The following is a 25892-nucleotide window of genomic DNA, read 5'->3' as shown; positions in this document are numbered from 1 at the left end:
AAGAGTTGAAACATCCAGTGGATGTTTTTAGCCCTGCTTCAAAAAACAAGAAAAAGCAGGAAGTCCGGGGGACGTTTTTAGCCCTGCTTCCAGATACACTGGAAGTGAAATAAGAAACCAAAGAAATAGCAGAGCGTGAGCCAGCAACAAGGCTTGATCGCTCTTTTCTTTTAGGAGAAAGATATGAATCAAATTGAAGAATGGATGAATAGCCGAATTGGACTCAATTTTCGTTCAGGCTTGGGGCGGATGCAACAGGCTGTAAAGCTCTTAGGGGACCCTCGTGAAGCTGTTCCGATGATCCATGTGACGGGGACCAACGGTAAGGGCTCGACCATTGCGTTTATGCGCCAGCTATTCCAACAACATGGCCTAAAAGTCGGGACCTTTACTTCTCCGCATATTGTTAGTATGCATGATCGGATTTGTATCAATGGGCAACCAATTTCGGATCAGGACCTGATTCGCTTGGGTCAGAGCATCCAAGCGATGGAGTCTCAGCTTCTCGAGACCCACGACCAACTGTCTTACTTTGAGATTATCACCCTCTTGGCCTTTTTGTATTTCCATGAACAAAAAGTAGACCTGGCCTTGATAGAGGTTGGGATCGGAGGGCTCCTTGATACGACCAACGTCATCACAGGAGAGGTAGCAGTGATCACCTCAGTAGGGCTGGATCACCAGGAGACCTTGGGAGGAAGCCTAGAGGCCATTGCTAGGCAAAAAGCTGGGATCTTTAAAGCCGGGAAGCCGGCTGTTATCGGTCCACTGGCTAAAGAGGCTGAGAAAGTCTGCATAGAAAAGGCCCAAGCAATAGGCTGTCCGCTAGCTCGCTATGGAGAAGATTTCCAACTGGTGAAGGGCGTCTTTCAAGATGCGCAGCATCGGTTTGACTCACTAAAAATTGGGCTCAATGGAGCTTATCAGGAAGAGAATGCTGCGGTGGCTCTCGAAGCCTTTCTCCTCTTCATGGAGCAGAGAGGTCTGGCGGTCGATGAAAACGGTGTTCGGGAGGCTTTGCAAGCGACTAGCTGGCCGGGTCGTCTGGAAAACTTTAGCCAAGGCATCTATCTAGATGGCGCTCATAACCCCCATGCCATCCATCGCTTGGTCGAATATGCCCGCACTTTTTCAGATAAGCGCGTGAAGATCCTCTTTGGTGCTTTAAAACGCAAGGATTACCAGGGAATGTTGGAGATCTTTGCAAGCGATTTGCCGGAGGCGGACTTGACGGTGACGACCTTTGCTTATGGGGAAGTGGTCCAAGAGGCGGATGGCTTAGGCTATCCTTATGTGGCGGATTTCAGAGATTATTTGCAAGATTTTTATAGCCGACAAGATGGTCAAGAGGTGCTCTTTGTCACTGGCTCTCTCTACTTTATTTCCGAAGTTCGCACATATCTATTAGAGCAGGGAAAGAATCCTTTATAGGTAGCAACTCTCATCGGCCAGTCATAAAGATTGACCAAAAACAGGCTCTAACGTATACTAAAGGTGAGCCACAAATGAACGGGGAAGTCCGTTGAAAAGTTGGCGCGAAAGGAGACCATCCATGGCAAAGAAAGTAACTGCTTTATTAGTAACAGCTACAGTCCTCCTACTTGGAGCGTGTTCGAACCAGCAAACACCATCGCAAACGAACACGTCATCAAGTGCGACGACCACAACGGCAACTTCTTCTCAACAGACAACGACTAGTCCGCAGGTTAACCAAGCAGGTCTGAACGGAACCTATATGGGAATGGATGAAAGCGATCAAGTGACGCTCGTCATCGCTGGTGATTCAGGGACTTGGACGGCTGTAGAGGCAGATGGAGAGCAAGAGCTGAAACAGGTCAAGCTAGATGCTGCCAACCAGATCCTCTTTATCGGAGATGATGGCTACCGCTATCAACTGGAGGGGAAACAATTGACCCTGAAAGAAGCGGATCAAGACTTGGGTGATCAGGATACGATTGTTCTGACCAAGAAATAAACTAGCAGAAATGAGAGTGGGACAGAAATCCTAGCCTCTCAATTGTCTTTGGATTGTCGAGCAAGACGCAGTGGTTGAGTGGGCTCTACTACGCTGATTTTATCAGCTTTTACAGCCCTACTCAACTGTGCGGAGGTGGGACGACGAAATCGAATTCTAACGAATTACCGATTTCTGTCCCACTCTCTTTTTTCATTTTATCGGGTTTGCGCTCCCTTCTTAGAACTGGTATACTAGTAGGGATTATAAAAGAAGGAGAATGAGGGTGAGTTTTCGAAAGATTCGATTGTTAATGTCCAAATATGGGTTCAGTATCCTCTTTATGGGGTTTGAACTCTGGCTGTCCTTTGCGGCCTTCTTTTGGTTAAATGAATGGTTCCCCAACTGGATGTCTGTCACCATCATGGTCCTCTTATATATCTCGACCATTTTGGCGATCGTCAACCGAAATATGCCTCCAGAGAGCAAGGTGACCTGGCTCCTCATTGCCGTCATCCCTGTCTTTGGTTCCCTTCTTTACCTCATGTTTGGGGAGCGTCGTCTGTCCAAGAAAGAAATGGTCCAGTTGGAAAATATGGAGTCTATGAATTTCCGTGAGGACAACAGCCGTGAGCTTCGCCTGCAATTGAAAGAAGAGAGTAAGAGCGTCTATGGGATGGTCAAGTCTATTCTGTCCATGGACCACAACGCAGACCTCTACAACGGGACGGCTTCGACCTTTTTCCCACTAGGGGACCAGATGCTCCCACAACTATTAGAGGATTTGCGCTCAGCCAAGAAATTTATCTTTCTTGAATTCTATATCATCGAGGAAGGTTTCATGTGGAACAGCATCCTAGAGATCCTACTTGAGAAAGTCAAAGAAGGGGTCGAAGTGAAGCTGCTCTACGATGATATTGGCTGTATGGCGACCCTGAAGGGAAACTACACCAGACGCTTGCGCAAATTAGGCATTGATGCCCATAAGTTTAACAAGGTGGTGCCACGATTGACGGCGGCTTATAACAATCGAGACCACCGCAAGATCTTGGTCATTGATGGCCAGATTGGCTATACAGGTGGCGTTAACCTAGCGGATGAGTATATCAACCAGAGAGAACGCTTCGGTCATTGGAAGGATAGTGCAGTGCGCTTGGACGGCCGAGCCGTCAAGGCCTTGACGCGACTCTTTCTCATGAACTGGTACATCAACCAGGGAGAGATTGAAGATTTCGATAAATACCATATGGAAAACCAAGCGGTAGATGGAGAAGGCTTCTATATCCCCTTTGGGAGTGGACCGAAACCCATCTACAAGTCCCAGGTTGGTAAGTCTGTGTATCAGAATATCATCAATCAGGCAACAGACTATGTCTACATTACGACCCCTTATTTAATCATTGATTATGATTTGACGGAAGATATTCGAAATGCGGCTCTCCGTGGTGTCGATGTACGCATCGTGACCCCTTTCATTCCGGATAAAAAATTGATCCAAATCGTTACACGAGGGGCTTATCCAGACCTGATGGAAGCAGGGGTGAAAATCTATGAATACACCCCAGGCTTTATCCATAGCAAGCAAGTATTGGCCGACGATGAAGTCGCAGTAGTCGGGACCATTAACTTTGACTATCGGAGCCTAGTTCATCACTATGAGAATGCTGTCTGGATGTATCGAAGCCCAGAATTGACCAAGATCCGAGCGGATTTTGAAGAGATATTCTTCGTATCTCAGCAGATCCAGTTGGACACTTTCCGGATCACCTGGTACCAGCATTTGATCAAAGAAATTATGCAGTTATTTGCGCCCATGCTATAGGCGATTGAGAGTGGGACAGAAATCGGTAATCCGTTAGAATTCGATTTCGTCGTCCCACCTCCGCACAGTTGAGTAGGGTTGTAAAAGCTGATGAAATCAGCGTAGTAGAGCCCACTCAACCACTGCGTCTTTCTCGATAATCCAAAGACAATTGAGAGGCTAGGACTTTTGTCCCAGCCTCTTTTTTATTACGAAGGAGAGACAAAATATTACAATTTCCTTACATAGGCTTGTCTAAGAATGTTCAAGGGGGCTATTTTTGGTATAATGAACATAATCTATAAAAAATAAGGAGAACTTATGAAAAAGCTCGTAAAATATGGTGTCTTACCAGCCTGCTTGTTGTTGTTGGCAGCTTGTTCGTCAAAACCAGCTACTGAGAAAAAACCAGCCAAAGAGGACAAGGTAGAACAATCTAGCGAATCAAAAGAAGAAAAAACAAAAAAACAAATTGAGAAAGATGGAGATATCATTCTTCGTGCCATCTTCACTGACCATTCTTCTGGTTTCACAACTTTGATGGGAACATCGGTTGATAAGTGGAAAAAACAAATTACTGAAAAATTTGTTGATGAAAATGCATCAAAATATCTACCTGCAGAAGACTTCACGCTTGAACTGACAACTGAAACATTCACTCCAGAAAAAATCTTGGAATTGTTTGACCAAGCTCGTTTCAAAGTGTTAGCAACGATTGGTGATGACTATGAAATCACTAAGGTTGAAGACGAAGGAGATACTGCGACAGTTACCTTCAAATCTCGTGCGATTGCAACACGTGACTTGGCTAACTTGATCAACCGTGCAAAATCTAGTTTGTTTGAAAACGGAATTGAAGATGTTAAAAAATTAGAAGACAACACAGATCCAGAACTAGAAAAACGCTTGTCTCTATTGAACAACTTCTTGTTCTATTATGCCTTTGACCGTTTGAATGAAGACTTTGGTTACATCGAACCACGCGAGTATACTTTGGAATTGACTAAAACCAAAGAAGGACGTTACATCCTTAGCGATGAAAGCTTCCTTGAATTGCGTAAGGAAATCTTTGTAAACGAATATTCTGCTGATGGAGCTGAAACTCGTAAAGGAAGCAATTCCTCACAGAGTGACTCAACTAGCAAGGATTCAGATACAAGTTCAACCTCAAAAGATAAAGTATAAATCTATACAAAAGGTGAGTTTCCTCACCTTCAGATTGAAGATAAAGTCTTCCGAAAAACTTTCCTTAGGTGAGTGCGGACGTCAGCGAACTTCGAAGAAGTTCCATGACTTAGTTTTGAGCCCCCTCGCTCTTTAATTTCTGGGCTCGGGCTAAAACAGTTTCCCAAACTGTTTTACTCTCAAAACTCCCGAGTGCCTGAAACTATTGTGTTTCAGGCACTTTTCTCATAGCGGAAAGTTTTTAATCTTCTTAAATGGCAAAATAAATCATTTTTGAAGAGTAACTGGCTGTTTTATGTAAAATAATAGTTTATCTACATTCAAAAAGGTGAGTTTCCTCACCTTTTTTATTTACTCATTTCTTTGTCCCATATTGCTGTACAGAGAGCTCAGAATAGTATAAAATTAATAGTGGAGAATTGGGCCTAGATTCCGATTTTTAGGCTGATTTTATGTTATAATATTTAAGAAAATAGTATGGGGGATAAAATGAATCAAAGCAGAAAAAACAAACGCTCAACTAGAACTAGCAGTTGGGATCAGCTACGGATTGTCAATAGCGGTCTCTGGGTCTTAACGCTACTTGTGGCTGGGCTCTTTCTTTATAATGTCTTTAGCTACAATATCCTAGCCTTTCGCTATTTGAATATCCTTGTGACGGCCTTGCTGGTTGGCGGACTTTTTTTAACCTTGGGTTTGATCCTTGCAGGCAAGGCTAAAAAGACGACGCTATTTTTATTGGTCCTGGGCTTGCTAGGAACCTCTGTGGGAACCTATGTTACCCAGCAATTGGTCGATGTCGCTGGAAATGTGAACAGAAATGCCAATTATACGGAATTTGAAATGGCTGTCTATGTCAAAGATGATAGCCCAATCCAAGATATCAAAGAAATCAGCAGTGTAGCAGCGCCTACGGGGAATAATAATGCAGATGATCTGATGGCCCTAGTAGAGGAAGTGAAGAAAACGCGCCAGCATGACTTGACCATCGAAGATGTGGAATCTTATGCGGCAGCCTACCAGGCCCTACAAGAAGACAAGACGAAAGCCATCGTCCTGAATAGTACCTTTGAAGATACTGTAGCAAGTGTGGATGCTGACTACGCAAAAAAAATAAAGAAAATCTACTCTTACAAGATCCGTCGCCAAGTGGAAACCAAGGCAAAGGCAGATGCCAATGCGGATACCTTTAACATCTATGTCAGCGGGATTGACACTTACGGTCCAGTCACTTCGGTTTCTCGGTCTGATGTCAATATTATCATGACGGTCAATCGAAAGACCAAGCAAGTCTTGCTGACCACGACTCCGCGTGACGCCTATGTTCCAATTGCTGATGGCGGGAACAACCAAGGGGATAAGTTGACCCACGCTGGGATTTACGGAGTAGATGCGTCTATTCATACCTTAGAAAATCTGTACGACATCAAGATTGACTACTATGTCCGCTTGAACTTCACATCCTTCTTGAAGCTTGTCGACCTCGTCGGAGGGATTGATGTAGAAAATGATCAAGAGTTTACAAGTCTACACGGGAACTACCACTTCCCTGTAGGGGAAGTTCACTTGAATTCGGAACAGGCCCTTGGCTTTGTCCGTGAACGCTACTCTCTCGAAGGTGGAGACAACGATCGTGGGAAGAACCAAGAAAAAGTCATCGCAGCCATTATCCATAAATTAACATCGACCAAAGCATTGAGCAATTACAACGAAATCGTTTCTGGTTTACAAGATTCCTTGCAAACCAATATGCCCTTGCCAACCATTATGAATTTGGTCAATACACAGTTGGAGACTGGTGGAAGCTACAAGGTGACTTCACAAGCTGTCATTGGACAAGGACGAAATGACTTGCCTTCATATGCGATGCCAGGATCTGCTCTTTACATGATGGAGCTGAATGCTGATAGCGTGGCACAAGCCAAAGAAAAAATAAACCAAACCATGGAAGGAAAAAACAATGATTGATATTCATTCACACATTGTCTTTGATGTGGATGATGGACCAAAGACGATTGAGGATAGCAAGCTCCTCATCGAGGAAAGCTACCGTCAAGGGGTTCGTACCATCGTTTCGACGTCCCATCGTCGAAAAGGGATGTTTGAAACCCCAGAAGAAAAGATCTATCAAAACTACTTGGCAGTAAAAGAGATGGTAGAGACCTATCTGCCTGAAATGAAACTGCATTTCGGAGCAGAAATCTACTATACGCGAGATATCCTAGAAAAGCTAGAAGCCGGGACTATTCCAACGCTTGCTGAGACCAGTTTTGCCTTGATCGAGTTTAGTATGGCGACCCCCTACAAGGAGATTCACCAGGCCTTAAGTGCAGTTTTGCGCTTAGGAGTGACTCCGGTGGTTGCCCACATTGAACGCTACCACTGTTTGGAAAAAAATGAAAAACGGGTGCGAGAATTAATCCGAATGGGATGCTATACCCAGATCAATAGTTCGAGTGTCCTCAAGCCGAAGTTGTTTGGTGATCGCTATAAGTTCATGAAACATCGTGCCCAATATTTCTTGGATAAGGACTTGGTCCATTTTGTTGCCAGCGATATGCACAATGTTGATCAGCGCCCTCCATACATGGACCAGGCTTATCAGTTGATTGAAAAACGCTACGGTAGTGACCGGGCGCGTGCCCTTTTTGTTGAAAATCAGCAAACATTATTGGATGACGAATTGTTTTAATCATCAAGTTCCATCACGGAGATTGAAAAGGAGAAAGTGAATATGAAAAACCAAGAGAGCAAAGAGATCGAATTGGATGTGGTCTCCCTCTTTAAAACCTTATGGCGTCGTAAATTCTCAATTCTAATTACGGCCTTGCTATTTGCGATCGGAGCCCTAGGCTACAGCGCATTTGTGGCGAAGAAAATCTACCAAAGTACCAGTCGTATCTACGTGGTCAGCCGTCAGAATCAAGAAAACAATGCCTTGACCAACCAAGATCTTCAAGCGGGATCCTACTTGGTTAAAGACTATCGCGAGATTATCCTTTCTCAAAACGTCTTGAACCAGGCTATTGAAGAGTTGAAGTTGGAAATGACGCCAGCAGAGCTTGCTAAGAAAGTCTCAGTAGCAGTTCCGACAGATACTCGGATTTTGTCTATCACAGCATCAGATCCAGATCCCAAAGAAGCAGCTCGGATCGCGAATGGTTTGAAAGATGTAGCGGCAGAAAAAATTATTGCTGTAACCAAGGTGTCTGACGTGACGACTTTGGATGAGGCTGTCGTACCGCAAAATCCTTCTTCACCAAATATCAAACGAAATGTTGTCATTGGCTTTGTCCTTGGTGGTGTCTTGATTTCCATTCTGGTGATCTTGTCAGAGGTATTGGATGACCGTGTGAAGAAACCAGAAGATATCGAAGAAGTGATGGGCATCACACTATTAGGTGTGATCCCTAGTGTGAAGAAACTGTAAGAGGGAGAATTCATGGCAACCTTAGAAATTGTAAAAAGCAAATTAGCAGCGATGACTCAGGCTGAAGAGTATTTCAATGCCTTGAGTACCAATATTCAGTTGAGTGGGACCAATATTAAGGTCGTTGCCATCTCATCTGTGCAACCAAACGAAGGAAAATCAACCATTTCTACGAATTTGGCGACCGCCTTTGCGCGTGCGGGCTATCGTACCTTGTTGATCGATGCGGATATCCGTAACTCGGTCATGACAGGTGTCTTCAAGAGCCAAGGTCGTGTCGCAGGATTGACAGAAGTACTTTCTGGGAAGAGTGAGATCTCTCAAGCGATTGCGACGACAGATTATCCAAAACTGGATGTGCTCCTGGCAGGGCAGGTTTCTCCAAATCCAACGGGTCTCTTGCAAAGCAAAAACTTCGAGGTCATCATTGAGGCACTTCGCAATCACTATGACTATATCATTGTCGACACCCCACCAATTGGGATGGTGATTGATGCGGCGATTATTGCTCAACGCTGTGATGGTAGCTTGATTGTGACAGCAGCAGGAGCTGTTAGTCGCAAGGCTGTTCAAAAGGCCAAAGAGCAACTGGAGCAGACAGGGACACCATTCCTAGGAGTGGTCCTCAATAAATTTGATATTCAATTAGAAAAATATGGTTCCTATGGTAATTACGGGAACTATGGCAATTACGGGAAAAAGAGATAAGGGATAGGATAGGGATATTATGACAGAAGGAAGGGGATTTCACAAATTTGCTTTGGCCTTTGTCCAGAGCTTACCAGTCTTAGTTGTGGCTTATTTGTTTAGTTTTGTGACAGAGACAGAAATCCACTCTAATACAATTTTCTATCTGTATTTGTTGCATTACGTAGCCTTTTACGTCAGTGATTACAACCAAGATTATTTCAAGCGGGGGCACCTGGTTGATTTCTTACAAACCTTGAAATACAGCTTGTGTTTCGCGCTTGCCATCAGTTTTTCGAGCTTCTTTTTGGAGGAGAAGTTCTCCCTCTCCCGTCGGGGGATGATTTATTTTCTAGTGCTTCTTACTCTGACTCTTTACTTGATGAACTACCTCATCAAACGCTACTGGCGACGCTTCTATTATAGCCTCAAAGGAAGTCACAAGATTCTCTTGATTACAGCGAATTCTCGTCTGGATAAAGTCCTGGATCGGCTTCTTTCGTCAAATGATAGCGGTGGGGAAGTGGTAGCGGTCACTGTATTAGACCGCCCAGACTTTCAACACCGCTCTGTTCGGGTTGTTCCAAAGGAAGACCTATTGACCTTTGCGACCTATGAAGTGGTAGATGAAGTCTTTCTCAATCTTCCAAGTGAAGAGTATGATATTGGGGAGTATGTCTCACAATTTGAGACGATGGGGATCGACGTTACCGTCAACCTCAATGCTTTTGATTTGAACTTTGCTGGTAACAAACGGATTCGAGAAGTGGCTGGGCTCAATGTCGTCACCTTCTCGACCAACTTCTACAAACCTAGCCACGTGACCGCGAAACGTGTGATTGATATCTGTGGTTCCTTGGTAGGCTTGCTTCTCTGTGGTTTGGTGGCGATTGTATTGGTTCCTTTGATTCGTAAGGATGGTGGTCCTGCTATTTTTGCCCAGAAGCGGGTCGGGAAAAATGGCCGCTATTTCAAATTTTATAAGTTCCGTTCAATGTATGTCGATGCAGAGGAGCGGAAAAAAGAATTGATGGATCAAAACACCATGACCGGTGGCATGTTCAAAATGGACAATGACCCTCGGATCACGCCGATTGGCCGCTTTATCCGCAAGACCAGTCTGGATGAGCTACCCCAATTCTTTAATGTCCTAAAAGGAGACATGAGTCTGGTTGGAACCCGTCCGCCAACAGTGGATGAGTATGAGAAATACACTCCAGAACAAAAGCGCCGCTTGAGCTTTAAGCCTGGTATTACAGGACTCTGGCAAGTGAGTGGACGCAGCGAAATTACAGACTTTGATGAAGTGGTTCGCTTAGATGTATCTTATATTGATGATTGGACCATTTGGTCAGATATTAAAATCTTGCTGAAAACGATCAAAGTGGTATTTAAACGAGATGGAGCGAAGTAGGAAATTCCTGCTTCGTCCTTTCCATGTAAGGAGAAAAATGAAACAGTCAGTTTATATCGTGGGTTCTAAGGGAATTCCAGCGAAATATGGTGGTTTTGAAACCTTTGTCGAAAAGCTGACAGAGTGCCAACAAGACCGTGAAATTCAGTACTATGTGGCTTGTATGCGGGAGAATTCTGCAAAATCTGGGATTACTGCAGATACTTTCGAGCATAATGGCGCAATCTGTTATAACATTGACGTCCCTAATATCGGTCCTGCGCGTGCTATTGCTTACGATATTGCGGCACTTAACAAGGCGATTGAGATCGCAAAGGAAAACAAGGACCAGGCACCAATCTTCTATGTCTTGGCTTGCCGGATTGGTCCCTTTATTTCTAGGATTAAAAAGAAAATCAAGGCTATCGGTGGGACTCTTATGGTCAATCCAGATGGTCATGAGTGGCTTCGTGCGAAGTGGAGTCTTCCAGTCCGCAAGTATTGGAAGTTTTCTGAGCAACTCATGGTCAAACACGCTGACCTTTTGATCTGTGATAGCAAGAATATCGAAGCCTATATCCAGAAGGATTACGCAAAGTATCAACCTAAGACCACCTATATCGCCTATGGAACCGATACAAACAAGTCGCTCCTGAGTAAAGAAGACGAGAAAGTACGGACTTGGTTTGCGGATAAGCAAGTCTCCGAAGGGAATTACTATCTTGTCGTAGGTCGCTTTGTCCCCGAGAACAACTATGAGGCCATGATTCGTGGCTTTATGGCATCAAACTCTGACAAGGACTTTGTTCTCATTACCAATGTGGAACAAAACAAGTTCTATGAACAGTTGCGTAAGGATACAGGATTTGATCAAGATCCTCGAGTGAAGTTTGTCGGGACAGTCTACGATCAAGAATTGCTCAAATACATTCGTGAGAATGCCTTCGCTTACTTCCATGGTCATGAGGTGGGTGGAACCAATCCGTCACTTCTAGAAGCGCTCGAGTCTACTAAACTCAATCTCTTGTTAGATGTTGGCTTTAACCGTGAAGTCGGTGAAGATGGAGCACTTTATTGGAAGAAAGATCAATTGGCACATGTCATTGATCAGGCTGAACAAATGGATGCTCAAGCAATCGAAGATCTCAATCAAAAATCAAGTCAACGGATTGCTGAAGCCTTTACTTGGGAAAAGATTGTCACTGACTACGAGAAAGTATTTAAAGGATAGAAATGCAGAAAATTTTATATCTTCACGCTGGTGCCGAAATGTATGGTGCTGACAAGGTTTTGTTGGAACTTATTAAGGGGTTGGATAAAAATGCCTTTGAGGCCCATGTCATCTTGCCCAACGATGGTGTCTTAGTGAGTGCATTGGAAAAGGTCGGTGCAAAGGTTAAAGTTATTGATTATCCAATCTTGCGCCGGAAATATTTTAATCCAAAAGGCATTCTTGAGTACTTTGGCTCCTATAACAGTTACTCTAAACAAATTGCAAAGTATGCTAAGGAGAATGGTATAACCCTCATTCACAATAATACGACTGCGGTGCTGGAGGGAATTTATCTCAAACGGAAGTTAAAACTTCCTTTGATTTGGCATGTGCACGAGATTATCGTCAAACCAAAAGCGATTTCTGACTTCATCAACTTTTTGATGGGGCGCTATGCGGATACGATTGTGACAGTTTCAAATGCCGTTGCTAATCATGTCAAACAGTCTCGCTATGTCAAGGATGACCAAGTTCAAGTTATTTATAATGGGGTCGACAATGCCGTCTATCATGAAATCGATGCTAGCACTGTCCGTGATCAATTTGGGATCGCACAGGATGCTTTGGTTATCGGTATGGTTGGTCGAGTGAATGCCTGGAAAGGGCAAGGGGACTTCCTAGAAGCTGTTACTCCAATCTTACAGACCAATCCAAAAGCAGTAGCTTTTTTAGCAGGTAGTGCATTTGAGGGAGAAGAGTGGCGCGTGGATGAGCTGGAAAAAGCTATTTCAGACTCACCAGTAGCTGGACAAATCAAGCGAATTGACTATTATAGCAAGACGACAGAACTCTATAATATGTTTGATATCTTTGTCTTGCCAAGTACCAATCCAGATCCATTACCAACAGTCGTCCTAGAAGCCATGGCTTGTGGCAAACCTATAGTAGGTTACCGTCATGGCGGTGTCTGTGAAATGGTCAAGGAAGGGGAAAATGGTCTTCTCGCCACACCAAATCAGCCTGCAGAATTATCTAAGGCTATTCAAGATTTAGCCGAGAACACTGAGAAGAGAGAGCAATTTGGCAAGGCATCAGTCAAACGTCAAAAAGAACTCTTCTCCTTACAAAGTTATATTCGGAATTTTTCGGAGTTGTATAGGAAATACTAAAAAATAAAATTGGTTGAAAAATAGAACTATTTCCTGTCTGCTTTAAAGAATTACCATTATTATTAAATGTTGTAAAGTCAGTAAAACAGATTATGAAAATACAGACTAAAATAAAAGTTCAGGTGAAAAATATATGAAACCACTTTTAACTGTCGTTATTCCAGTTTATAATGTCGAAAAGTATTTAAACCGTTGTCTTAAGAGTATTCTTGTTCAAGAATGGAAAAACTATGACATCATACTTGTTGATGATGGAAGTACTGATCGTTCTCCTCAAATTTGTGATGACTATGTTAAAGCGTATGACTTTATTTCAGTCATTCATAAAGAGAATGGTGGACTTTCTGAAGCTCGAAATACGGGTCTTTCTCAGGCTAAGGGAGAATATGTTTATTTTCCTGATTCAGATGATTGGCTTGAGCCAGATACCTTTATAGCCTTGGCAGAAGCGCTTGAATCTCAAAAATTTGATATTATTTCTTTTAATCGTGAGTTTGTCAAAGGTGAAGAAGATGTTATAGTTTCGGATTCAGTAGAGACTCAAGTCTTTGACGGGAAGGATGCTTTTGTGCAAATGCTGAAGCATAGTTATATTACTGGTTTTGCTAACGACAAAGTCTATCGGAAATCCTTATTCGCTGATCATAACATTCAGTTTCCAATTGGTAAATACTATGAGGATCTTGGTACTAATTACAAGCTTTTTCTTTCAGCAAAGAGGGTTTATGCGACAAATCAGAAGTACTATCACTACTTAATCGATAACCCGGATTCCATTACACAGTCTTGGAATGAGAAGAAGTTTAGAGATATGTTTGGGTTCTACAAAGAAGTTTTTTATTCTACTTTTGTTCGTTCACAGTTGAATCAAGAAGAATTACAAATTTCACAGCTATATTATGTGAATGGCTTGACTCATATCTTGGCAAGTTTATATAAATCTAAATTAGATAAAAAATATATAGACATTACTAATGAAGTGAAACAAGAATTACTTAAGAATAATGTTTCTCTTTCTCAAATGAAAGACCAACCAAATAAGTTAAAATATATACTGTTTAGACTTAAAGTATTAAAACTAGCCTTCAGTATACAAAACATTTTCTGATATGATTTAGGAGTTTAATTTGAAATACTCTGTTATTATTCCAGTCTATAACGTTGAGAAATACATTGAGCGTTGTTTAAAAAGTGTTATTTCTCAGAATTATGATGACTTGGAGATTATAGTGGTAGATAATGGTTCTACAGATCGTAGTGGTAGTATTTGCGATATTTATGCTAATGAGTACGCAAATATCTCTGTCTATCATATTGAAAACCATGGTGTTGGTCCGGCACGTAATTTTGGCTTATCCAAAGCGAAAGGCGAGTTTATTTGTTTTGTGGATGCGGATGACTATCTTGTGGGAAATCTATTTTCAGATGTGGAAAGTCAATTAGATTCACAATTAGACTTATTGGTGTTTAGTTACTATAATTCGATTGAAAAGAATTTATCAGAAATAGATCGATCGGCAAAAATACTTCCTGCTGAAGGAAAAAAAGACAAGAGTGATTTTATTGCGCTTTTTCAAGAATTATGGTTAACAGACATGATGTATACTGTTTGGAATAAAATTTACCGTAGAGAATTTCTGGAGGAACATCAAATTGTTTTTGAATCCTATGAATTGGGAGAAGATGTTCGTTTCAATTTGAATGTTTATCAACATGTCAATTCAGTTCTCTTGGTGAAATCTTGTTATTATGTCTATATTTCAGGAAGAATAGATTCTGCGATGGGACAGTATCATCCTAATAGGATGAACTATCAATTGGAAGAACTAGGAAAAGTTGATCAGTTGATGACAAGTTGGAATATCCAAGATGATCAATTTATAGATCAAATAAAGGCGCGCATCCTGATGAGTAATATTCAGAACATATCAAAGCAAAAGATGTCTCTTTCTAAAAAACGACACTATGTTGAGGTCTTGTGTAGAAATCAAGAGATGTTTTCATTGATAAAAAAATCTACTTCTCCGCTTCACCCTCTAGTTAGACGGTTATTACATTTCAGAATGTATCTGACAGTATTTTTTTTAAAAAAACTGCAAACCTTGATAAAATAGGGAAATTCGCTATTTAGTTGTGAGAGGTTTTTATAGATACCGGTAATAAGACTATATGATCATGATTGAAAGGTTTGGATGACTGTTGTGATGAACAATCGTTTTATCTCAGAAAAATTTTATTTATTTACCTTGTTTATATGGGTTGTTGTCGCTTCGTTAGTCACAACCACTTATTTTGTTCGATTAGATGGTTTTCTATCGCTTTATCGTTTACTCCTTTACTTTACAATTATTATGCTGTTGATAAAGGAGTTGATGAACTTTCCGAAAACGCTATATTACTTTAGATTTCATTGGCAACAATTATTAATAGTAACGGCATTTTTTATTGCAATGTTTATAGTTGCAAAAAATCGCGATGGATTGTTAGATATAAATGTGTTGCTTCTTGTTTTTTCCGCTAGAGATATTGATTTTAGGAAATTATTAGGAACTTTTTCTGTGGCGACATTCCTGGTGCTTTGTTTGACAATTTATGCCAGTCAAAAAGGTATGATTACCAATATGTTTATGAATGCAGATGGTGGCTACCGTTTTAGTCTAGGATTTAACTATGTATCATTTGCATCACAGAGACTGTTCTTTGCCTTGTGTACTTATCTGATGTTTCGGGGTAAAAGAATTTCGTATCTTGAATTGTTGGCCTTACTCTTGGCTACGATTTATATGTACCAACAAACTTCGACATCTAGTCCATTTTACTTAAGTATTTTGATACTAACCTATGCCTTGTTGAGTATTAAAATCTTTAAAAAAGAGTTTATCATTGGAAATTTCTTGTCAAAGGCACTTGCACAGTACGGTTTTATTGTAGCTTTAGCGGTTATCTTGTATTTTTGTTTTTATTCATCTGGCAATTTATTTCACTTAGTCGATCAATTTACGCATAATCGTTTGCGTCTCAGTGTGGATGGTTTCCGAAATTTTGGTGTATCTTGGTTAGGGCAACCAATTTCCTTTACAACTCTTGATATGTTTGGAAATTTCACTAGTAATTACAATTATATTGATAGCTCTTTTGTTCAATTATTGGTTATTGATGGCTTGATTGTCAGTGCCTTCATGTTGTTTGCTCTTACTAAAGTTATGAAATATTTCATATCCATTCAAAAAGATATCGTACTGGCTTGCCTAGGAATTATGATTATCCATGGAATGTTCGATCCTCAGATGTTGGTTCTTCGCTACTCTCCGTTAATTTTGTTCATCAGTCGATTGTTTATTATGAATCCAGATAATAAAATTGAATAAAAAGAGTTAGTCCAGTTAAAAAGAAAGATTAAGACGAGTTACATCCTTATGAAAGTTCTTAAAAATTACGCCTATAATCTCTCCTACCAATTGCTAGTGATTATTCTACCGATTATCACCACACCTTATGTGACACGGGTTTTTAGTTCAGATGACTTAGGGACTTACGGCTATTTCAACTCCATTGTCACCTACTTTATCCTTTTAGCGACCCTAGGAGTAGCCAATTATGGAACCAAGGAGATCTCAGGACACCGCAAGGACATCCAAAAGAATTTCTGGGGGATTTATACTCTCCAGTTAGGCGCGACCTTTGTCTCCATTTTACTCTATCTCTTGCTTTGCTTGGCGCTTCCTTCCATGCAAAATCCTGTTGCCTATATCTTGGGCCTTAGCTTAGTATCAAAAGGGCTCGATATTTCCTGGCTCTTTCAGGGCTTAGAGGACTTTCGCAAGATTACGATTCGGAACATCACGGTCAAACTGGTTGGAGTCATCTCCATCTTCTTGTTTGTTAAGTCTGCTAATGATCTTTATCTCTATGTATTCTTACTAACGATCTTTGAATTATTAGGTCAGCTCAGTATGTGGTTGCCCGCCCGTGAATTTATTGGGAAAGCCCATTTTGATATGGCTTATGCACGGGTGCATTTAAAACCGGTCATTTTGCTTTTTTTACCGCAGATTGCTATTTCCCTCTATGTCACCCTTGACCGGACCATGCTGGGGGCTCTCGCCTCTACAAAGGATGTGGGGATCTATGATCAGGCCTTGAAATTGGTCAATATTTTGCTGACCCTAGTGACCTCACTGGGAAGTGTCATGTTGCCTCGGGTATCGAGCCTCTTATCCTCAGGGGACCACAAGGCTGTCAACAAGATGCACCAAATGTCCTTTTTGATTTATAATTTGGTCATTTTCCCGATCATTGCCGGCATGCTGATTGTCAATGATGACTTTGTTCAGTTCTTCCTAGGAAAGGATTTCCAGGATGCGCGTTATGCCATAGCCATCATGATTTTTAGAATGTTCTTTATCGGCTGGACCAATATCATGGGGATTCAAATCCTCATCCCGCATGATAAAAACAAAGAATTTATGATTTCGACCACTGTTCCTGCCATTGTCAGTGTCGGGTTGAATTTGCTCTTCTTGCCTCACTTTGGTTTTATCGGTGCAGCCATTGTTTCGGTTTTAACAGAATCCTTGGTCTGGGGAATTCAATTGTACTATACCCGTCATTACCTCAAGGAAGTACCGATTCTTGGGGCTATGGCAAAAATTATTCTCGCTTCTGCTATAATGTATGGCTTGTTGCTAAGTGCAAAACCATTCTTGCATTTTTCACCTACTTTAAATGTTCTTGTGTATGCAGTGCTTGGTGGCCTCATTTACCTGCTTGTTATTCTAGTTCTGAAAGTGGTAGATGTGAAAGAGTTAAAACAAATAATAGGAAAACAATCGAAATGAAGAAAATACGGAATACAAACCTAGATTTGCTTAAAATTATGGCTTGTATAGGAGTTGTTCTACTCCATACCACAATGCCAGGATTTAAAGAAACTGGATCTTGGAATTACTTAACATACTTATATTACTTAGGTACCTATTCAATTCCGCTATTTTTTATGGTAAATGGCTATTTGTTATTGGGAAAAAATGGAATAAGCTATTCATACATCCTGCAAAAAATAAAATGGATTCTTGTAACCGTATCGATATGGACTTTAATCATTTGGATTTATAAGAGGGATTTTTCAGAAAACCCAATAAAAAAAGTTTTGGGTTCTTTGTTACAAAGAGGTTATTTTTTCCAGTTTTGGTTTTTTGGTGCTTTAATTCTTATTTACTTGTGTCTACCAATTTTGAAAAAATTTCTAAAATCAAAAAAACGGTATTTGTTGATTCTTTCTGTACTGGTAATTATCGGTTTGGTAGTTGAGCTGACAAATATTTTACTTCAAATGCCAGTTCAAGTTTATGTTATACAGACATTTAGATTATGGACCTGGTTTTTCTATTATATTTTAGGTGGATTTCTAGCACAATTTAGCTTGGATACTCTTAAAAAATGTTTTAGGAGTTGGATGAAAGAAATAACCGTAGTTTTACTATTTGCTTCACCATTAATCTTATTTATGCTAGCGAAGTATATTCACCATAATCTTTTTGCTGAATATTTTTATGATAGTATTTTTGTGAAAGTTATAAGTTTAGGGACTTTTTTGACGGTGCTGACGTTTGATTTAAATACAGATAAAAACAGATGGATAATCTATCTTTCTAATCAAACTATGGGTGTTTTCATTATACATACATATGTTATGAAAGTGTGGGAGAAATCAGTTGGATTTAGTTTTGCAGGAGCACATTTGCTTTTTCTCATCTTCACATTGAGTGTAAGTTTTATTGTGGTTGGAATATTAATGAAAATCCCTTATTTCAATCGAATCGTTAAATTATAAATTATTAATAGGAGACAACTATGTACGACTATCTGATCGTTGGTGCTGGTTTATCGGGGGCAATTTTTGCTCATGAGGCAACCAAGCGTGGCAAAAAAGTAAAAGTGATTGACAAGCGTAATCACATTGGCGGAAATATTTACTGTGAAAATGTTGAAGGAATCAATGTTCACAAGTACGGTGCCCACATTTTCCATACTTCAAATAAAAAAGTCTGGGATTATGTCAATCAATTTGCTGAATTCAATAACTATATCAACTCGCCGGTGGCTAACTACAAGGGGAGCCTCTATAATCTTCCCTTCAACATGAATACCTTCTATGGCATGTGGGGAACAAAGACTCCTCAAGAAGTCAAGGACAAGATTGCGGAGCAAACGGCTGACATGAAAGATGTTGAGCCGAAAAACTTGGAAGAACAAGCCATCAAGTTGATTGGTCCAGATATCTACGAAAAATTGATCAAGGGCTATACAGAAAAACAATGGGGCCGCTCTGCAACAGACCTTCCACCATTTATCATCAAGCGCCTTCCAGTTCGTTTGACCTTTGATAATAACTACTTTAATGACCGTTACCAAGGAATTCCAATCGGTGGATACAACGTCATCATTGAAAACATGCTGGGCGATGTAGAAGTAGAGCTTGGGGTTGATTTCTTCGCCAATCGTGAAGAGCTTGAAGCTTCAGCTGATAAAGTTGTCTTTACAGGGATGATTGACCAGTACTTTGACTACAAACATGGGGAGTTGGAATATCGTAGCCTGCGTTTCGAACATGAAATCTTGGATGAGGAAAATCATCAAGGGAATGCCGTGGTCAACTATACCGAGCGTAAGATTCCTTACACTCGGATCATCGAGCACAAGCACTTCGAATACGGTACTCAACCGAAGACAGTTATCACCCGTGAGTATCCAGCTGATTGGAAACGTGGAGATGAACCCTACTACCCAATCAACGACGAAAAGAACAACGCTATGTTTGCCAAGTATCAAAAAGAAGCCGCTAAAAATGACAAGGTTATCTTCTGTGGACGCCTGGCAGACTATAAATACTACGACATGCACGTGGTTATAGAGCGTGCTTTGGAAGTCGTTGAGAAAGAATTTACTAAATGACACAAGAAAAAATTGATATCGTGGTTCTTTGGGTCGACGGAAGTGATCCTGAGTTTATCCGCGAGAAACAAGCCGTGACAGGTCAAATGTCAGAAATAGACCAAGAAATCGACGGAGAGCAACGTTATCGTGATTACGGCATTTTTAATTATTGGTTTCGAATGATTGAAAAGCACGCTCCTTGGGTCAATCATGTTTACTTAGTCACCAATGGACAAAAACCGGAATGGTTGAACTTGGAGCATCCAAAACTCAAGTTGGTCACTCATAAAGAATTTATGCCAAAAGAGTATCTACCTACTTATAATTCAGCGGCTATTGAACTTAATCTCCATCGGATTGAAGGCTTGTCGGAAAACTATCTCTATTTCAATGATGATATGTACTTGATTAGAGACAGTCAACCTTCCGATTTTTATAAGAATGGACAACCCAAGCTTTTAGCAGTATACGATGCTTTGGTTCCTTGGTCGCCGTTTACGAACACTTATCACAATAATGTTGAATTAATTTATCGTCATTTTCCTAATAAGAAGGCTTTAAAATCTTCACCTTGGAAATTCTTTAATTTCCGTTATGGGTCTTTGCTTTTGAAAAACTTGCTACTCCTGCCTTGGGGGCCGACTGGATACGTAAATCAGCATGTGCCTGTTCCAATGAAGAAGAGTACCTTGGCACATTTATGGGAAATTGAAGAAGAAACGCTAGATAAAACGTCACGAAATAAAATTAGAGACTACGGAGTAGATGTTAATCAATATATCTGTCAACATTGGCAAATTGAAAGTAATCAGTTTTACCCTATGTCAAAGAATTTTGGAGTGTCGATAGATTTAAATCAAGTAGATCGGTTAGAGAGTATCTTTAAAGACAAACATAAAAAACTGATTTGTGTGAATGATGATGTTGACATTAAAGAGGAGAATATCATTCGTTTTAAGGAAATCTTGAAAGAACGCTATCCTGAAAAATCAGCTTTTGAAAAATGAGAAATAAGAGATGAAATACTATTTAAAAGAAGAATTTTTACACGATAACAATGTAAAAAATGCGGGTAACAAGGCACGTAATGACGTTGAAGAAATTGTAAAGAGAGAGGGCTATCAAGCCTTGGTTCTTTCAGTTGACAATTGGTACGAGATGAGCACGGTTAAAGCACAGCTTCATAAATCAAAGGCTTTTGGTCAGGCTTTGGATCAATTGCAACAAGGAGATGAATTGCTTATTCAATTCCCAATGCTTCACCATAGCTTTTTTACGACACATCATGTCAAGAAAGCGCAGAAAAAAGGGGTAAAAGTTAATTTTATTATCCACGATTTAGAAGCTCTTCGTTATGTCAATGTTGAGAATTTCCCTTTAAAGCACAAGATTCGTATTCAGGTTCAAGAATCAGGTCTTCTTGGTGCAGCTGATGGCATTATTGCCCATAATCCTATTATGAAGTCAGTTTTGGTGGATAAAGGAGTGGTGGAAGATAAGATTGTCAGTCTTGGCATTTTTGACTATTTGATTCCAAATTTCCAAGAGAAGAGTGGCCAAACAAAAGACCAGCCGATGATTGTGGCAGGTAATTTGGCACAAGAAAAAGCTGGCTATCTATACTCACTTCCTGCTGAACCTGCATATAACCTTTATGGTGTTGGCTTTGATAAGACTAGAGCACTTGCAAATGAAACCTACTTTGGTTCCTTTCTACCAGATGAACTTCCTGCTGCTCTTGAGGGTGGTTTTGGATTAGTTTGGGATGGGGATAGTGCGGAAACCTGTAGTGGTGTTTTTGGCGAGTACCTTCGCTACAACAACTCTCACAAAGCGTCGCTTTATCTAGCATCGGGCTTCCCGCTTGTGGTGTGGAAGCAGTCGGCTTTGTCTCACTTTGTACTTGAGAAGGGTTGCGGGATTGCAGTAGAGTCTCTTCATGACTTGAAGGCAACCATTGAAAATCTTTCAGATGAGGCTTACAGAACCTTGGTTGAAAATGCCAAGCGTGTTGGCCAAGAAATCCGAGATGGTCACTACTTAAAGACAGCCTTAAAGCATTTAGCATAAGATCAAAAGAAGTCAAAAGGACTTCTTTTTTTAGTTTTTAAAAAATATCACTAATTTTAAAAATTGCCTTATAAAACTTTTCATCGCTGAAACCGTGTGGTAAAATGATTTACGTATAAAATTTGTATAAAGGGAAGTTTATATGAAAAAGAAAGATCTTATTTTTTATGCCGGAGCGGCAGTCTTGATGGCTGTATCTGCTCAGGGAGTCAGTGCAGATGAGCTGGTTTTAAATGAGGCCGCTACTACTGAAGGCAACCAAGTCCAAGCTGAAAAAGCGCCAGAAGTAGCCGTTTCTGAAAAGTCGGTAGCACCTGTCGCAAGCAACTATGCAGCACCAGCAAATGTGACTGAGCAGCCTGTGTCACCTGCGAGCAAGGTCGCGGCTTCAGAAAGTGGGACCCCATCTGTGGAGAAGGCCACAGAAGTAGCGCCTACTGAGAGGACAGAAGAAACTCCTCTTCAGTCTGATGCAGGAAGCACCACCTTTTTCAATACGGGTTCAAACGCTCCAGCTAGTCGCTCTACGGATGTAGCAGTTCAGCCAAAATCATTCGTTGATGTGAGTAGCCACAACGGAGAGATTAGTATTGGTGACTACCGTACCTTAGCTAATAAGGGCGTGGGCGGTGTCGTTGTCAAATTGACAGAAGACACTTGGTACAAGAACCCGAATGCGGAGAACCAAATTCGCAATGCACAAGCTGCGGGTCTGCAAGTATCGACCTACCACTTCTCTCGCTATACTTCTGAAGAAGCAGCGCGTGCAGAGGCACAATTCTATATTGCGGCTGCGCAACGGTTGAATCTTCCAAAGAACACCCTCATGGTCAATGACTTTGAGGATGCTAAGATGCAGCCAAACATTAACCGTAACACCCAAGCTTGGGCGGACGAAATGCGTAAAAATGGCTACACCAACTTAATGTTCTACACCAGTGCTAGCTGGTTGGATGAAAACAACCTTCGCAAGAAAGGTCCTGTCAACACCGCTCAATTTGGACTTCAGAATTTCTGGGTTGCCCAATACCCTTCTCCAAAATTGTCTGTAAACGATGCGAAAAGCTTGCGTTACAATGGGAAAGCTGGTGCGTGGCAGTTCACTTCTCAAGCGGAATTGCTTCCAGGAAAACACCTCTTTGACCACAGTGTGGACTATACCGGTCGCTTTACAGCGAACGCAAAACTTGCAGCAGACCCGACAGAAGGCAGCTTAAGTGGGAAGATTGACATTGTCAATAACGATTCTATGACGGGCCGCTTTGATGTTGTCATCTCAAATGTTAAGGCACCAAATGGAGTTCGAACCGTTTCTGTCCCAATCTGGTCAGAAACAGGCGGTCAAGATGACCTTGTTTGGTATACAGCTAACCGTCAAGCAAATGGGACCTATACCGTCAATGTAAAAGCAGCGGCCCATAAAAACTCAACCGGTCTTTACAATGTTCACCTTTACTATGTTCAGAATAATGGACAAATGACGGGTGTGGGTGGAACAACGACAAACGTTTATATTGGGAAACGACCAGAGGATTTAAAACCAAGCGGCACTGTAACGATTGAAAATAACAATACAGAGACAGGTACCTTTGATGCAGTTATTCGCAATGTAGTAGCTCCAAATGGATTGAAGGAAGTCTTGATCCCAACCTGGTCGGACAAGAACTGGCAAGACGATCTAGTATGGCATAAAGCAGTCCGTCAAAGTGACGGCAGCTACCGTGCAACTATCAAAGCCTCAGATCATAAAAATGAAGATGGTAAATACAATGTCCATGTTTATTATGTAGATCAAGCTGACAAACGAAACTACATCACAGAGACCAAGACAGAAGTGCACCACGTAAAACCAAGTGGAACTGTAACGATTGAAAATAACAATACAGAGACAGGCACCTTTGATGCAGTTATTCGCAATGTTGTTGCACCAAATGGCTTGAAAGAAGTCTTGGTTCCAACCTGGTCGGACAAGAACTGGCAAGACGATCTAGTATGGCACAAAGCGGTCCGTCAAAGTGATGGCAGTTATCGTGCAACGATCAAAGCGAGTGATCATAAGAATGAAGATGGTAAGTACAACGTCCATGTCTACTTTGTTGATCAAAATAACCAACGAAACTACATCACAGAAAGCACAACATACATTGCAAAGACTACGACAGAAGTGCACCACGTAAAACCAAGTGGCACGTTAACGATTGAAAATAATAATGTTGAGATGGGTACCTTTGATGCAGTTATTCGTAATGTAGTAGCCCCGAATGGATTAAAAGAAGTCTTGGTTCCAACCTGGTCAGACAAGAACTGGCAAGACGATCTAGTATGGCATAAGGCAGTCCGTCAAAGTGACGGCAGCTACCGAGCTACCATCAAAGCCTCAGATCACAAAAATGAAGATGGTAAGTACCATGTCCATGTCTATTATGTAGATCAAATGGACAAACGAAACTACATTACAGAAACCGCTACAGAAGTACATCACGTAAAACCAAGCGGCACGTTAACGATTGAGAATAACAATACTATAACAGGCACCTTTGATGCAGTTATTCGCAATGTAGTAGCTCCAAATGGATTAAAAGAAGTCTTGATCCCAACCTGGTCAGACAAGAACTGGCAAGATGATCTAGTATGGTACAAAGCAGTCCGTCAAAGTGACGGCAGCTACCGTGCAACCATCAAAGCCTCAGATCATAAAAATGAAGATGGTAAATACAATGTCCATGTTTATTATGTAGATCAAAATAACCAACGAAACTATATTACAGAAACCACGACAGAAGTGCGTCAAGCCCGTCTTTCTGGTACTCTCTTAATCCAAAATAATAACAAGGATACAGGTACCTTTGACGTCATTATCAAGGATGTTTACAGCCCTAAAGGTGTTCGGACTGTGCAAGTCCCAACTTGGTCTGATAAGGATGGCCAAGACGACATCCGCTGGTATGAGGCGGCTCGCCAATCAAATGGAGACTACAAGGTATCGGTCAAAGCGAGCGATCACAAGAACTCTACTGGTAAGTACCATGTTCACCTTTACTATATTCAAAACGATGGCTCTCGTGTGGGTGCTGGTACAACGACTACAGAAGTGGAGTTCCGAAATGCCCAGACCAAGACGCAAGCTTCTATCAAGAATGTTAATACAACGAACGGAACCTATACGGTAGCTGTAGATCAAGCACCTCAGGGACGTCAGATTAAGAATATTCGTGTTGCAGCTTGGTCTAAAGCTCATCAAGAAAATCTTTACTGGTATTCCGCAACACCGACAGGTATGCACACAGAGATCACTGTCTCTGCCAATAATCACGGTAATGAAGCGGGCAACTATACCACTCACGTCTATGTAGACTACAAAGATGGGGGAGTTGAAGGTTTTAACCTCGGTCAGACAGCCTTGTCTCCACGAAATCAAAAGGTAAATCCACAAACAACCTATTATTCTCAACGGGACCCTCGTTGGGGAGCAAAATGGTATGGTGTGAGTAATATGGACCAATCAGGGTGTGTTCCAACCTCTTTAGCGATGGCATTTACGGATATTCTCGGAAGAGAAGTACTACCAACGACAGTAGCGGATTATCTGTATCACAACACCAATTCCTTTAATAAAATTGCTGTAGCTGGAACTGATGCAGATGGACTAGTGGCTGCTACTAAGCATTGGGGATTGACGAGCCAAATGCTTACAGGGAAAGATGCAATTGCAGCTACCTTAGTATCAGGAAAACACGTTCTTGCTGCAGTTGAAGAAAGCATCTTTATCAATGCTCCTTATACGCATGAAATTGTCTTGCAGGGCTACGATAATGGGAAAACTTATGTAAGAGATCCATTCAACCCTGCTAATAACGGTTGGCATTCTATTGATTACATCTTCTCGGTAAAAAGTACAGATCCAATTGATGCAAAATTAGGATCACCATTTTTCAGTGTTTTTGCTTAGCTATTTCTAAAAAAGTAAGTAAATTTTATTCAATGGCAATCAGGTATAATCCATTTTGTTTTGGAAAAACGAGTATTCTCATAGACGGAGATGCTCGTTTTTAAT

Annotated in this window: 20 protein-coding genes; all 20 read left to right on the top strand. The window is 41.1% G+C overall.

Annotation, left to right across the window (positions count from 1 at the left end; translation table 11 throughout):
- The first annotated feature begins 183 nt into the window (after nucleotides 1-183).
- The 20 genes from EAI95_RS06965 (at nucleotide 184) to EAI95_RS06860 (ending at nucleotide 25787) form a co-directional block, all read left to right on the top strand.
- The gene (locus tag EAI95_RS06965; RefSeq protein WP_129822576.1) at nucleotides 184-1431 is read left to right on the top strand and encodes a folylpolyglutamate synthase/dihydrofolate synthase family protein; all 1248 of its coding nucleotides are present in this window, start codon (nucleotides 184-186) and stop codon (nucleotides 1429-1431) included.
- 121 nt (nucleotides 1432-1552) lie between these two features.
- Nucleotides 1553-1975, top strand: coding sequence for an SP_0198 family lipoprotein (locus EAI95_RS06960; protein ID WP_129822575.1), 423 nt, complete (start codon nucleotides 1553-1555; stop codon nucleotides 1973-1975).
- Nucleotides 1976-2240: 265 nt separating this feature from the next.
- Nucleotides 2241-3776: a cardiolipin synthase gene (gene cls, locus EAI95_RS06950; protein ID WP_129822574.1), complete on the top strand. Its 1536-nt coding sequence runs from the start codon at nucleotides 2241-2243 to the stop codon at nucleotides 3774-3776.
- A gap of 300 nt (nucleotides 3777-4076) precedes the next feature.
- Nucleotides 4077-4940: a hypothetical protein gene (locus tag EAI95_RS06940; RefSeq protein ID WP_173018614.1), complete on the top strand. Its 864-nt coding sequence runs from the start codon at nucleotides 4077-4079 to the stop codon at nucleotides 4938-4940.
- 489 nt (nucleotides 4941-5429) lie between these two features.
- The gene (locus tag EAI95_RS06935) at nucleotides 5430-6908 is read left to right on the top strand and encodes an LCP family protein (protein ID WP_173018613.1); all 1479 of its coding nucleotides are present in this window, start codon (nucleotides 5430-5432) and stop codon (nucleotides 6906-6908) included.
- Entirely contained in the window at nucleotides 6901-7632 is a 732-nt protein-coding gene (cps4B, locus tag EAI95_RS06930; protein ID WP_129269788.1) for a capsular polysaccharide biosynthesis protein Cps4B, read from the top strand. Before EAI95_RS06935 ends, cps4B begins: the two co-directional genes overlap by 8 nt.
- A gap of 42 nt (nucleotides 7633-7674) precedes the next feature.
- Nucleotides 7675-8370 (top strand): Wzz/FepE/Etk N-terminal domain-containing protein, encoded by a 696-nt coding sequence (locus EAI95_RS06925; RefSeq protein ID WP_129269790.1) that lies wholly within the window; start codon nucleotides 7675-7677, stop codon nucleotides 8368-8370.
- 12 nt (nucleotides 8371-8382) lie between these two features.
- Nucleotides 8383-9078: a tyrosine-protein kinase gene (locus tag EAI95_RS06920; RefSeq protein WP_048715614.1), complete on the top strand. Its 696-nt coding sequence runs from the start codon at nucleotides 8383-8385 to the stop codon at nucleotides 9076-9078.
- 19 nt (nucleotides 9079-9097) lie between these two features.
- Nucleotides 9098-10471, top strand: coding sequence for a sugar transferase (locus EAI95_RS06915; RefSeq protein ID WP_129822572.1), 1374 nt, complete (start codon nucleotides 9098-9100; stop codon nucleotides 10469-10471).
- A gap of 37 nt (nucleotides 10472-10508) precedes the next feature.
- A complete protein-coding gene (locus EAI95_RS06910) occupies nucleotides 10509-11681 on the top strand; it encodes a glycosyltransferase family 1 protein (protein WP_048715611.1) in 1173 nt (390 codons plus the stop codon).
- Nucleotides 11682-11683: 2 nt separating this feature from the next.
- Entirely contained in the window at nucleotides 11684-12832 is a 1149-nt protein-coding gene (locus EAI95_RS06905; protein ID WP_048715609.1) for a glycosyltransferase family 4 protein, read from the top strand.
- Between the two features lie 133 nt (nucleotides 12833-12965).
- On the top strand, nucleotides 12966-13940 hold the full coding sequence (locus EAI95_RS06900) for a glycosyltransferase (protein WP_129822571.1): 975 nt from the start codon (nucleotides 12966-12968) through the stop codon (nucleotides 13938-13940).
- Between the two features lie 19 nt (nucleotides 13941-13959).
- On the top strand, nucleotides 13960-14946 hold the full coding sequence (locus tag EAI95_RS06895; RefSeq protein ID WP_129822570.1) for a glycosyltransferase: 987 nt from the start codon (nucleotides 13960-13962) through the stop codon (nucleotides 14944-14946).
- A gap of 78 nt (nucleotides 14947-15024) precedes the next feature.
- Nucleotides 15025-16200 (top strand): polymerase, encoded by a 1176-nt coding sequence (locus EAI95_RS06890; protein ID WP_155223247.1) that lies wholly within the window; start codon nucleotides 15025-15027, stop codon nucleotides 16198-16200.
- A 48-nt stretch (nucleotides 16201-16248) separates the two neighbouring features.
- Complete coding sequence (locus EAI95_RS06885) at nucleotides 16249-17670, top strand: flippase (RefSeq protein WP_048715603.1); 1422 nt, start codon at nucleotides 16249-16251, stop codon at nucleotides 17668-17670.
- The gene (locus EAI95_RS06880) at nucleotides 17667-18665 is read left to right on the top strand and encodes an acyltransferase family protein (RefSeq protein ID WP_048715601.1); all 999 of its coding nucleotides are present in this window, start codon (nucleotides 17667-17669) and stop codon (nucleotides 18663-18665) included. Before EAI95_RS06885 ends, EAI95_RS06880 begins: the two co-directional genes overlap by 4 nt.
- Nucleotides 18666-18685: 20 nt before the next feature.
- Nucleotides 18686-19786: a UDP-galactopyranose mutase gene (gene glf / locus EAI95_RS06875; protein WP_129822568.1), complete on the top strand. Its 1101-nt coding sequence runs from the start codon at nucleotides 18686-18688 to the stop codon at nucleotides 19784-19786.
- The gene (locus EAI95_RS06870; protein WP_129822567.1) at nucleotides 19783-20775 is read left to right on the top strand and encodes a stealth family protein; all 993 of its coding nucleotides are present in this window, start codon (nucleotides 19783-19785) and stop codon (nucleotides 20773-20775) included. Before glf ends, EAI95_RS06870 begins: the two co-directional genes overlap by 4 nt.
- A 10-nt stretch (nucleotides 20776-20785) precedes the next feature.
- Nucleotides 20786-21838: a sugar transferase gene (locus EAI95_RS06865; RefSeq protein WP_048715595.1), complete on the top strand. Its 1053-nt coding sequence runs from the start codon at nucleotides 20786-20788 to the stop codon at nucleotides 21836-21838.
- A gap of 142 nt (nucleotides 21839-21980) precedes the next feature.
- Nucleotides 21981-25787, top strand: a complete 3807-nt coding sequence (locus tag EAI95_RS06860; protein ID WP_129822566.1) for a GBS Bsp-like repeat-containing protein — start codon at nucleotides 21981-21983, stop codon at nucleotides 25785-25787.
- Nucleotides 25788-25892 lie beyond the last annotated feature (105 nt).

Origin of the sequence: Streptococcus sp. bf_0095 (assembly GCF_004166885.1) — a bacterium.
Classification (GTDB): domain Bacteria; phylum Bacillota; class Bacilli; order Lactobacillales; family Streptococcaceae; genus Streptococcus.
Note: the sequence above shows the minus strand (reverse complement) of the source record. Positions and strands in the feature narration are given on the sequence as shown.

What these genes read in the sequence shown, in the direction of transcription:
- EAI95_RS06965 (WP_129822576.1), top strand. Translation starts at nt 184, where the DNA reads ATGAATCAAATTGAAGAATGGATGAATAGCCGAATTGGACTCAATTTT.
- EAI95_RS06960 (WP_129822575.1), top strand. Translation starts at nt 1,553, where the DNA reads ATGGCAAAGAAAGTAACTGCTTTATTAGTAACAGCTACAGTCCTCCTA.
- EAI95_RS06940 (WP_173018614.1), top strand. Translation starts at nt 4,077, where the DNA reads ATGAAAAAGCTCGTAAAATATGGTGTCTTACCAGCCTGCTTGTTGTTG.
- EAI95_RS06935 (WP_173018613.1), top strand. Translation starts at nt 5,430, where the DNA reads ATGAATCAAAGCAGAAAAAACAAACGCTCAACTAGAACTAGCAGTTGG.
- cps4B (WP_129269788.1), top strand. Translation starts at nt 6,901, where the DNA reads ATGATTGATATTCATTCACACATTGTCTTTGATGTGGATGATGGACCA.
- EAI95_RS06925 (WP_129269790.1), top strand. Translation starts at nt 7,675, where the DNA reads ATGAAAAACCAAGAGAGCAAAGAGATCGAATTGGATGTGGTCTCCCTC.
- EAI95_RS06920 (WP_048715614.1), top strand. Translation starts at nt 8,383, where the DNA reads ATGGCAACCTTAGAAATTGTAAAAAGCAAATTAGCAGCGATGACTCAG.
- EAI95_RS06915 (WP_129822572.1), top strand. Translation starts at nt 9,098, where the DNA reads ATGACAGAAGGAAGGGGATTTCACAAATTTGCTTTGGCCTTTGTCCAG.
- EAI95_RS06910 (WP_048715611.1), top strand. Translation starts at nt 10,509, where the DNA reads ATGAAACAGTCAGTTTATATCGTGGGTTCTAAGGGAATTCCAGCGAAA.
- EAI95_RS06905 (WP_048715609.1), top strand. Translation starts at nt 11,684, where the DNA reads ATGCAGAAAATTTTATATCTTCACGCTGGTGCCGAAATGTATGGTGCT.
- EAI95_RS06900 (WP_129822571.1), top strand. Translation starts at nt 12,966, where the DNA reads ATGAAACCACTTTTAACTGTCGTTATTCCAGTTTATAATGTCGAAAAG.
- EAI95_RS06890 (WP_155223247.1), top strand. Translation starts at nt 15,025, where the DNA reads ATGACTGTTGTGATGAACAATCGTTTTATCTCAGAAAAATTTTATTTA.
- EAI95_RS06885 (WP_048715603.1), top strand. Translation starts at nt 16,249, where the DNA reads ATGAAAGTTCTTAAAAATTACGCCTATAATCTCTCCTACCAATTGCTA.
- EAI95_RS06880 (WP_048715601.1), top strand. Translation starts at nt 17,667, where the DNA reads ATGAAGAAAATACGGAATACAAACCTAGATTTGCTTAAAATTATGGCT.
- glf (WP_129822568.1), top strand. Translation starts at nt 18,686, where the DNA reads ATGTACGACTATCTGATCGTTGGTGCTGGTTTATCGGGGGCAATTTTT.
- EAI95_RS06870 (WP_129822567.1), top strand. Translation starts at nt 19,783, where the DNA reads ATGACACAAGAAAAAATTGATATCGTGGTTCTTTGGGTCGACGGAAGT.
- EAI95_RS06865 (WP_048715595.1), top strand. Translation starts at nt 20,786, where the DNA reads ATGAAATACTATTTAAAAGAAGAATTTTTACACGATAACAATGTAAAA.
- EAI95_RS06860 (WP_129822566.1), top strand. Translation starts at nt 21,981, where the DNA reads ATGAAAAAGAAAGATCTTATTTTTTATGCCGGAGCGGCAGTCTTGATG.